Below are 565 nucleotides of genomic sequence, written 5' to 3'. Positions count from 1 at the left end.
GGGAGCCTGGATTGACATCCGTTACCCTTTTGGCGCACGCAAAAAAACGCCGCGTACCTTGCGATACGCGGCGCCTTTCACATCAACACACCGTTAGGCTTGAATCACCGGGATGTTGGCGCTTGCTGCGATCTTGCGGAACTCGGCGATCTGGTCGAAGTTCAGGTAGCGGTAGACGTCACTGGCCATGGTGTCCAGTTTCGCTGCGTAGCCCATGTATTCTTCGACGGTCGGCAGGCGACCCAGAGTGGAAGCGACCGCCGCCAGCTCAGCCGAAGCCAGGTAGACGTTCGCGCCATCACCCAGACGGTTCGGGAAGTTACGGGTCGAAGTCGACACGACGGTCGAGTTCGGCTCAACACGTGCCTGGTTACCCATGCACAGCGAGCAGCCCGGCATTTCCATGCGCGCGCCAGCCTTGCCGTAGATGCCGTAGTAGCCTTCTTCGGTCAGTTGGTGAGCGTCCATCTTGGTCGGCGGCGACAGCCACAGACGGGTTGGCAGCTGGCCCTTGACCTGCTCCAGCAGCTTACCGGCAGCGCGGAAGTGACCGATGTTGGTCATG

Annotated in this window: 1 protein-coding gene; it reads right to left on the bottom strand. The window is 60.7% G+C overall.

Features of this window, described 5'->3' with window-relative positions; all coding sequences use genetic code 11:
• Positions 1 to 93: 93 nt before the first annotated feature.
• A partial coding sequence (locus RSB01_RS14240; RefSeq protein ID WP_332625778.1) for an aconitase family protein occupies positions 94 to 565 on the bottom strand: 472 nt, incomplete at its 5' end.

The organism is Brevundimonas sp. (genome assembly GCF_036659295.1).
GTDB lineage: Bacteria > Pseudomonadota > Alphaproteobacteria > Caulobacterales > Caulobacteraceae > Brevundimonas.
The sequence above is the reverse complement of the archived record's forward strand: the minus strand, read 5'-3'. Positions and strand labels throughout refer to the sequence as shown.